Below are 8,655 nucleotides of genomic sequence, written 5' to 3' on the forward strand. Positions count from 1 at the left end.
TCGCTTAAGTTACTACCGCTTTAGTGGCTCTTCAACTCCTCTGGTGCATGACCTGGAAATGTTGGTGAAGTTTGGTTTGATGATATTAACTTAAATCATAATCAAGTCAGTTTTCCAGTCTGGAACAGTGCAATAGAAAAGCAATCTATTTTAGATAGTCAAGCACCTGCAAATTGGTATTTCTGGGGTAACGAAGGCTTTACAGGTGCCTGGAGTCAGAAAAATAGAGCGGGTACTAAACTAGGTGATAAATGGAGTTTAAAAATAAAAAACACCACAAACATCGGTCTAGGTGTTTGGGCGCAAGCTACTCAGTTCTATACTAAACCGTTGGTAGCAGTGAAAGCGAACGATAAAATTAGTGTGCAAGGCTGGATTTATGCACCTAGTTATCAGTCAGGTGAGATAGGTATTAGTGTTGATTATTTGAAGGGAAGCTATGAAACCTATGACCCTAATAAATTGAAGCTAAAATCTGATATTGAACCCTATTTGACTTGGTCAAAGGCTAATAATGTTCCCCTTTTTGTAGGGGAGTTCGGTGCTATATCCAGTGCTCCGGGTAATTCACGTTATAATTTAGTACGCGACAAGATCAGTATAATGAACGCTGCAGGTTTACACTGGTCTTTATGGTCTTATCGAGATTTTGTGATGCCTAATGTTAAAGAGCCTTATTTTGGTCTTTATGTGAATCAAATTCGAGATGATAAACTGGCCAAGGTGCTTAAAAAAGGGTTGCAATAATTTACCTTGGCATGGAGTGTCGGCTAATTATATTTAGATGGCTTCCGATCGCACACACGCCACCTGCGCTCTATTCAATGTGCGCAAAGTTGGAATTTCTCTGCGGCAATGATCTTGCACATAAGCACAGCGTGGGCCAAACGGGCAGCCTTGTGGTGGGCGTAAAGGTGAAGGTGGCTCACCTTGCAAATGAATGCGTGCGCGTTTCTCACCCACTTCCGCGACTGGCGTAGCAGAAAATAAAGCTTGGGTGTAAGGATGTTGGGGTTGACTAAAAATGGTTGATGCGTCTGCATACTCCACCGCACGCCCGAAATACATCACCATCACATAATCAGCAATGCGTTGTACTACCGATAAATCATGCGAGATAAACACATAAGCCAAACCTAAATCTTGTTGTAGCTCAGTGAGCAAATTAAGGATTTGTGCACGCACCGATAAATCGAGGGCTGAGACTGGCTCGTCCAACACCACGATTTGTGGTTTAAGCATTAGCGCACGGGCAATTGCGATCCGTTGACGTTGCCCACCGGAAAACATATGTGGATAACGCTCAGCAAATTCGGGTCGCAAACCCACGCGTGACATCATCTCTGAAACCGCAGCACGACGTTCCTCAGATGACAGTTTGGTATTAAGCAGCAGTGGTTCTTCCAGCATTTGTTGGATGGTTTTGCGCGGGTTGAGCGAACCGTAGGGATTTTGGAAGACCATTTGCACACGTTGGCGCAAGGTTGCATCAGGCTTGTTAGCAGTATTCACTTTTTCGCCTGCTAGCCATAACTCACCCGCTAATGGGGTTTCAATCAAAGTCAAGGAACGGGCTAAAGTGGATTTACCGCAGCCTGATTCCCCCACCACGGCTAAAGTCTCACCTGCATTTAAGCTGAAGCTTACCCCATTTAAAGCACGCACGATCAGCGGTTTTTGTAGTAGGCCTTGGCGTGCAAGATATTCTTGCTGCAAGTTGACCGCACGTAATACCTCAACCATGATGCCTCACCTCCGTAAGATTCAAGGGAAAATGGCAACGTAACCATTGCTCACTATGTCGCACTAGAGCGGGTTGTTGCTCATGACATAAAGCTTGAGCATGGGTACAACGTGGGGAAAATAAACAACCTGTCGGACGATCTTTCTGACCGGGTACTATGCCATGAATTGTTGGTAAGAAATCACCTGCAGGAGCACGTTCGGGCAAAGCATCCAACAAAGCCGCTGTATACGGATGGTGGGGCTGATTAAATAAACCAAACACGGGCTGTTTTTCCACTTGCTGCCCTGCATATTGCACGACCACTTGCTGCGCCGTTTCTGCCACCACGCCCATATCATGGGTGATTAGAATTAAGCCCATCCCTTGGGTTTGTTGCAGTTTTAACAGCAGTTCCAAAATTTGTGCTTGTACAGTAACATCCAGCGCGGTCGTTGGCTCATCCGCAATCAGTAATTTAGGATTGGCTGCCAAGGCCATTGCAATCATCGCCCGCTGACTCATACCGCCCGACATTTGATGCGGATAAGCTTGATAACGGCGTTTGGGATCAGGAATACCGACGATTTCCAGCAAATGTAGCACGCGCTCAGTACGTTCTTTTTTCGAGCCACCTAAATGAATGCGAATGCTTTCGTCGATTTGATAGCCCACGGTAAAGCAAGGATTAAGACTCGACATCGGTTCTTGGAAAATCATCGCTACCGTGCCACCATTGAGTTTGCGACGCTGTTTGGCAGGCATGGCTAATAGGTCGTGGTCGTCGATCTTCAATTCATCGCAGGTGATACGTGCTGTCGGTGGCAAGAGATTCATCACCGCCATCATCGCTACCGATTTACCTGAACCCGACTCGCCGACAATCGCTAGAATATCTCCCGCATTCACTTCTAAATGAATGCCTTCAACCGCTTGAAACCAACCATTTTGGGTCGGGAATGCGACCGATAAATTGCGAACGCTTAATAGACTACTCATGAGCGGCGCATCCTTGGGTCGAGGGCATCGCGCAAAGCATCACCCACTAAATTAATCGAAAGCACAGTCAGTAAAATCGCTAAGCCCGGAAAGGTGACGACCCACCAAGCACGACTAATAAATTCACGCGCCTCCGCCAACATCGCCCCCCACTCAGGAATCGGTGGTTGTGCGCCCATGCCGAGGAAACCTAAAGCTGCAGCATCCAGAATGGCATTGGAGAAGGATAAAGTAGCCTGCACAATCAGGGGAGCCATACAGTTCGGCAGAATGCTATTGAACATCAGCCGCCAATTACTCGCACCAACAATCCGACTCGCTATCACATAATCACGGTTCTTTTCGCTCAATACATTCGCCCGAGTGAGGCGCACAAAATGCGGCAACATCACTAAAGCAATCGCATACATCGCATTGACTAAGCCGGGGCCTAATACTGCGACTAAACCTAAGGCGAGCAATAAGCTCGGGAAGGCTAAAATCACATCCATTAAACGCATGATGATGGTATCAAGCCAGCTTTGATAATAGCCTGCAATCAATCCGAGCAAAGTACCCACGATCACCGCTAAAGATACCACTACAAAGCCAATGAACATCGAATAGCGTGCACCATAAATCAGCCGCGATAACATATCACGCCCCACCGCATCTGTGCCTAAGATATACGGCCAATGTCCCGCTTCAGTCCAAATCGGCGGCAGTAATAACGCCTCACGGTTCTGTAAACTGGGGTCGAAGGGAGCAATCACATCGGCAAAGATGACACAAATCATGACTAAGCCTAAGAAACCCAAGCCCCATAAACCGCCTTTACTTTCTTTGAAATAATTCCACGTAGTACGCCAAGCATCATCCGCGAACAGTTTCATTTGCCGTCCCTCACGCGCGGATTAATCCAGCCATACATTAGATCCACGATCAAATTGACCAACATAACAAGCATGGAAATAAATAATAAGCCGCCTTGCACTGCCGGATAATCGCGATGCGAAATCGCATCAATCATCCATTTACCTACCCCCGGCCAAGAGAAAATCGTCTCAGTCAAAACGGCACCAGCCATTAAAGTACCGACCTGCAAACCGATAACGGTCACGACAGTAATCATGGCATTGCGCAAGGCATGAATACCAATCACACGCCAAGTGGGTAAACCTTTCGCATACGCAGTACGAATATAATCCTCACCCAAGACTTCGAGCATCGCCGAGCGGGTTTGACGGGCAATTACCGCCATCGGAATAGTGGAGAGCACCACACTCGGCAGAATCAAATGATGCAAAGCCGATGTCACTGCGCCTTCTTGCCCAGATAGCCAAGCATCCACGGTCATGAAACCGGTTACAGGGTCAAAATAGTAATTAATAATATCTAAACGCCCGGATACCGGCGTCCAACCCAAAGTGGTAGAAAACAACATAATTAGCAGCAAGCCCCACCAGAAAATCGGCATCGAATACCCAGTGAGTGCGCTACCCATTAAGACATGATCTGGCCAGCGCCCACGCTTCACCGCCGCAATAATTCCGGCAGGAACACCTATCAGCACTGCAATTAAAATTGCGAAAAAGGCTAGCTCCATTGTTGCAGGCAAACGCTCAAAAAACTCTTCGACCACCGGCCGATGCGTCGAAATCGACTGACCGAAATCACCCTGTAAAATATTTTTCAGATAAGTGAAGTATTGAACAATGACCGGTTTATCTAAACCCAATTGTGCGATCATTTCGGCACGCCGTTCGGGCGAAATGCCACGCTCACCCGATAAGATCGTCACTGGATCGCCGGGTAATAAGCGCACGAATAAAAACGCCGCGAGCGTAATGCCGAGGAAAGTAGGGATTAGTAAAATGATTTTGCTAAGAATAAACTTGAACAAGTTGTGGCTCCTTGCGTGCAGCGAGAGCCACCGTTGGGAAGCTCTCGCTCAAGTGATTATTCAGCTAAATCAACATTTTTGAATTGGTGTAAACCAAAGGGAGATTGCTTATAGCCAGAGACTTTTTTGCTGGCTACTTCATAGACTACAGAGTGTGCAATGGTCGCCCATGGGGCTTCTTTCTTAAACACTTCTTGTGCTTGCTCATATAGCTTAGCACGTTCGCCCTGATCACTTAGGGTTTTGGCTTTTTGTACTAAGTCATTGAATTCTTGATTACACCAGAAAGCACGATTTGAGCCATCCTTCACCGCATCGCAACCCAGCAAGACGGCTAAAAAGTTATCAGGATCACCATTGTCACCCGTCCAACCCATCAGCAACGTATCATGCTCGCCTTTCTTGGAGCGCTCTAAATATTCGGCCCATTCAAAGGAGACAATTTCAGCTTCCACACCCACAGCTTTCCAATCCGCCTGAATCATTTCTGCCATGCGCTTAGCATTCGGGTTATACGGGCGTTGCACGGGCATCGCCCAAATATTGGTTTTTAGATCCTTGACACCGGCTTCGGCTAAGAGCTTTTTCGCACCTTCGACATCATAGGTATCATCAACTACTTTATCGTTATAACTCCACATAGTCGGTGGAATCGGGTTTTTCGCGACCTTACCTGCCCCCTGATAGACCGCATCTAAAATGGCGGGCTTATTAATGGCCATATTCAGCGCTTTGCGCACGCGTACATCATCGAACGGTTTCTTCGTGGTGTTATAGGCAAAATAACCGACGTTCAAACCTTCTTGGCTCAGGACAGCAACATCTTTATTTTCCTGCATCGCTTTCAAATCAGCCGTATTGGGGAAAGGCATTAAATGGCATTCACCCGCTTGTAACTTTTGCCAACGCACCGCATTGTCTTTGGTAATTGCGAATACTAAATTATCGATTTTGGGTTTACCTTCCCAATAATTTTCATTGGCTTTATAGCGAATCATCGCATCTTTTTGATAAGCCACTAATTGGAAAGGCCCTGTTCCTACCGGATCAGTATCGACCTTTTCGGGCGTTTTCGCCTTCATCATCGCATCGGCATATTCGGCAGATAGAATCGAGGCGAAATCCATCGCTAAGTTAGCTAACATTGGCGCTTCAGGGCGCTTCAAGGTAAATTTTACAGTGTAATCGTCGACTTTTTCGATGGTATTTAAGACATCAGGCATCGACATGCCGGTGAAGTATTCGTAGTTGCCATTCGAGACTTTGTGATAAGGATCATCAGCTTTCCATTGGCGATTGAAGGAGAACAGTACATCGTCTGCATTGAAATCGCGGGTTGGTGTGAAATCTTTAGTGGTTTGGAATTTCACGCCTTTACGCAATTTGAAGGTATAAGTTAAGCCATCAGGGCTGACTTCCCATGACTCTGCTAAGGCTGGAGAAATACTCGTTTCGCCCGGTTTAAACTGTACTAATCGATCATAAATGGCCTGACCTGCTGCATCGAAGGTGGTGCCGTCAGTATAAAACTGGGGGTTAAAACCAGAAGGTGCGCCTTCTGAGCAATAGACAAAAGTTTTTGGGGCAGCATAGGCTTGGGGTAAAAAACAAACAGCACTCAGAATGGATAAGGCAATTAAACGCTTCTTCATGGCTAACTCCTCGTTATAAATTTGATCTTGCAAGCAAAAAACTATCCTCTCACGGACTCAGAATATGCTCTTTTCCGCTTTGCTTCGTCAAGAACAAAGGTAGTTAGCTGGAGGAGGTGGTTTAACTTTACAGTAAATCTGGTAGTGCTATTTTCAAGTACTTAGGTTGCCAGAGCATTGCTAACTGCTGACACCGCTTGAGTACGTGCAATAATCATAGAGTACATGGTGAGTTTTGTTGCTCATAAGTTTTCTATGTTGATGTTTGGGCTGGATAACGCAGTATATCGGCAAGATGCAGGCTAGAGTTGTGTTTTAGCTTTAACTGCTTGTATAGTGCAGTGCATGAATTATCTCAACTATCATTTAATCTTAGCGAATCGCTGGCTACTCCTCTGCGTCACGACACAGAGCGGCTAGTTTTAGTCTTTTTAATAGCTGCGGGATTACCCCCAGCTTATTAGTCTTTTTCCCGCAGCCTCATACGGAGCGTATCATGCGGGCACAAATTCTTAGTTATTCAGAGCAGCGTAATTTTCGCTTGGGTTTATTGTTTGCTTTTGGTGGTACAGCACTGTTTGCGCTGAAATCCATTTTTATTAAGCTCGCTTATGCACAAGGCGTTGATACCGTCACTTTACTCACTTTACGCATGCTAGTAGCAGCCCCATTTTATCTGGCGGTGTTCTTATGGTTACTTTATAAAACCAAAGTCACTCGACCTGCTAAGCAGGATTTCCTAGCCATTATCGTGTTAGGGGCAATGAGTTATTACGCCTCTTCTTATTTCGATATGCAGGGATTGAATTATATTTCGGCGCAGCTTGAACGTTTGATGTTGTACACCTATCCGCTGATGACCGCTGTTTTGGGCTGGTTCTTATTTAAAGAAGTGATTACCCCAAGGATTTTACTCGCTTTAGTCCTAACCTATAGCGGGGTGCTCTTGTTATATGCTTTTGAGGCTAAATTAGGTGGAAACCATGTGGGCTTAGGTGTAGTGCTAGTCACACTTTCTGCGCTGATTTTTGCGGTCTATTTGGTGTATAGCAAGCGTGTCTTAAATCGGGTGGATAGTAGATTGTTTACCAGTATCGCGATGCTCTCCGCGACTACATGGGTATTTATCCACTTCCTATTGACACATCCCTTGAGTGCTTTATCGGTCAATTCCAGCGCTTGGTTTTATGCACTGTTGCTAGGTTTGTTTAGCACTGTTTTACCTAGCTTCATGCTCACCGAAGCTGTGGCACGCATTGGTGCAGCCCGCGCCAGTATTATGGGGACTGCGGGGCCCATCATTACAATTGTCTTAGCAGTGATTTTCCTCGATGAACCGTTCGGTTGGGCACATTTAGTGGGGATGCTCTTGGTGATAATCGGGGTGAGTTTCTTGAATAAGAAGTAAGATTGAGATGAGAAACAAGCACTCTTTTTTATGTTAAGGCTAAGCTAATTTTTTGGCTAAAACGGTCTAGAGAAGCAAGGCTCCATCCTTGGATGGTTGCGTTCCCTAGACCTATTAAACCATTATTCCATAGACACACCCAAGCCTTGATCAATATATTTTTGTAAACGTTGGGTGCGAGCTTGGGTTAAAGCAGTTAATTCTCCATAGCGCAGCAGGGGCTCCATGCTCCCCCAGCAATTCATTTCCTTATTATCACAGGCAAACATAGCCTCAATTTCAGCATCACGAAACACAATCCAAGCTTTTTGTGCAGCTTTAAATTTGCTAGTCGCCGTTTTATCCGCTGTGAATTTAGCCATCAACTTTTTCCAAGTCTTATTAAGCTGGTTATCAGCAGCTTGATAATCCTCCAGCGCACATTGATTCAGCTCAGCTTGATTACCAGCGGGATTACATGTGAATGCTGAGGTGTTAGCGGCATAAGTGATTGCACTGAAAAGTAGCAGAATGATTACAGGTAGTAATTTCATCACTTTCCTCTCTACTTAATTGATTGTCCCTATTCGGGAGCAGTTTACTTCTTTAAATTGACTAGTACTTGAAAGCCACCATAGGCCATCCGCTTAAAATCAAAGGGTGGGTCTTCCATATCGCCACATTCTTCTAAGCGCGGGTCTTCATAGACTTTGGCATTCACTGCATCTCGATGTTCACGGGATTCAAATTCAATGAAAGCAAAGATCACTTTTTCATTCGCACTCGCATTGACTGCTTTCGGGAAAGAATCACCCGACCATTCGGAACTGAGGTCATCGCCTAAGCATTCTCTATAAGAAAGTGCACCATGCTCAATCCAAATTTGCCCTGCACATTGTGCCATTGCCCGATAAGCTTCTACATTCTCAGCAGGGAGGGGCAAGATATAACCATCAACGGTCATGCACCAGAAGAGTTGAAAAACATCTGATTAATGAATTCGCCAATGACC

At 45.6% G+C, this 8,655-nt stretch carries 9 protein-coding genes; 2 read left to right on the top strand and 7 right to left on the bottom strand.

Annotated elements, in window-relative coordinates:
• Window positions 1–282: 282 nt before the first annotated feature.
• Complete coding sequence (locus Q0307_RS08765) at window positions 283–747, top strand: cellulase family glycosylhydrolase (protein ID WP_366936771.1); 465 nt, start codon at window positions 283–285, stop codon at window positions 745–747.
• 33 nt (window positions 748–780) lie between these two features.
• Here Q0307_RS08765 and Q0307_RS08770 read toward each other — a convergent pair whose 3' ends face one another.
• The 5 genes from Q0307_RS08770 to Q0307_RS08790 are packed head-to-tail and all read right to left on the bottom strand — an operon-like array spanning window position 781 to window position 6,256.
• Window positions 781–1,743 (bottom strand): dipeptide ABC transporter ATP-binding protein, encoded by a 963-nt coding sequence (locus Q0307_RS08770; protein ID WP_298659558.1) that lies wholly within the window; start codon window positions 1,741–1,743, stop codon window positions 781–783.
• Window positions 1,736–2,722: an ABC transporter ATP-binding protein gene (locus Q0307_RS08775; protein WP_298659560.1), complete on the bottom strand. Its 987-nt coding sequence runs from the start codon at window positions 2,720–2,722 to the stop codon at window positions 1,736–1,738. Before Q0307_RS08775 ends, Q0307_RS08770 begins: the two co-directional genes overlap by 8 nt.
• Complete coding sequence (locus Q0307_RS08780; RefSeq protein ID WP_298659562.1) at window positions 2,719–3,594, bottom strand: ABC transporter permease subunit; 876 nt, start codon at window positions 3,592–3,594, stop codon at window positions 2,719–2,721. The genes Q0307_RS08775 and Q0307_RS08780 overlap by 4 nt, the downstream gene beginning before the upstream one ends.
• A complete protein-coding gene (locus Q0307_RS08785; protein ID WP_298659564.1) occupies window positions 3,591–4,604 on the bottom strand; it encodes an ABC transporter permease in 1,014 nt (337 codons plus the stop codon). Before Q0307_RS08785 ends, Q0307_RS08780 begins: the two co-directional genes overlap by 4 nt.
• Window positions 4,605–4,660: 56 nt before the next feature.
• A complete protein-coding gene (locus Q0307_RS08790; RefSeq protein ID WP_298659566.1) occupies window positions 4,661–6,256 on the bottom strand; it encodes an ABC transporter substrate-binding protein in 1,596 nt (531 codons plus the stop codon).
• A 496-nt stretch (window positions 6,257–6,752) separates the two neighbouring features.
• Between Q0307_RS08790 and Q0307_RS08795 the strand changes: the two genes are divergently transcribed.
• A complete protein-coding gene (locus Q0307_RS08795) occupies window positions 6,753–7,664 on the top strand; it encodes a DMT family transporter (protein ID WP_298659568.1) in 912 nt (303 codons plus the stop codon).
• A 122-nt stretch (window positions 7,665–7,786) separates the two neighbouring features.
• Here the strand turns inward: Q0307_RS08795 and Q0307_RS08800 are convergent, their stop codons facing one another.
• Complete coding sequence (locus Q0307_RS08800) at window positions 7,787–8,197, bottom strand: lysozyme inhibitor LprI family protein (RefSeq protein WP_298659570.1); 411 nt, start codon at window positions 8,195–8,197, stop codon at window positions 7,787–7,789.
• A gap of 44 nt (window positions 8,198–8,241) precedes the next feature.
• Window positions 8,242–8,607, bottom strand: coding sequence for a DUF1428 domain-containing protein (locus Q0307_RS08805; protein ID WP_298659572.1), 366 nt, complete (start codon window positions 8,605–8,607; stop codon window positions 8,242–8,244).
• Window positions 8,608–8,655 lie beyond the last annotated feature (48 nt).

Origin of the sequence: uncultured Thiothrix sp., from assembly GCF_937873765.1 — a bacterium.
Classification (GTDB): Bacteria; Pseudomonadota; Gammaproteobacteria; order Thiotrichales; family Thiotrichaceae; genus Thiolinea.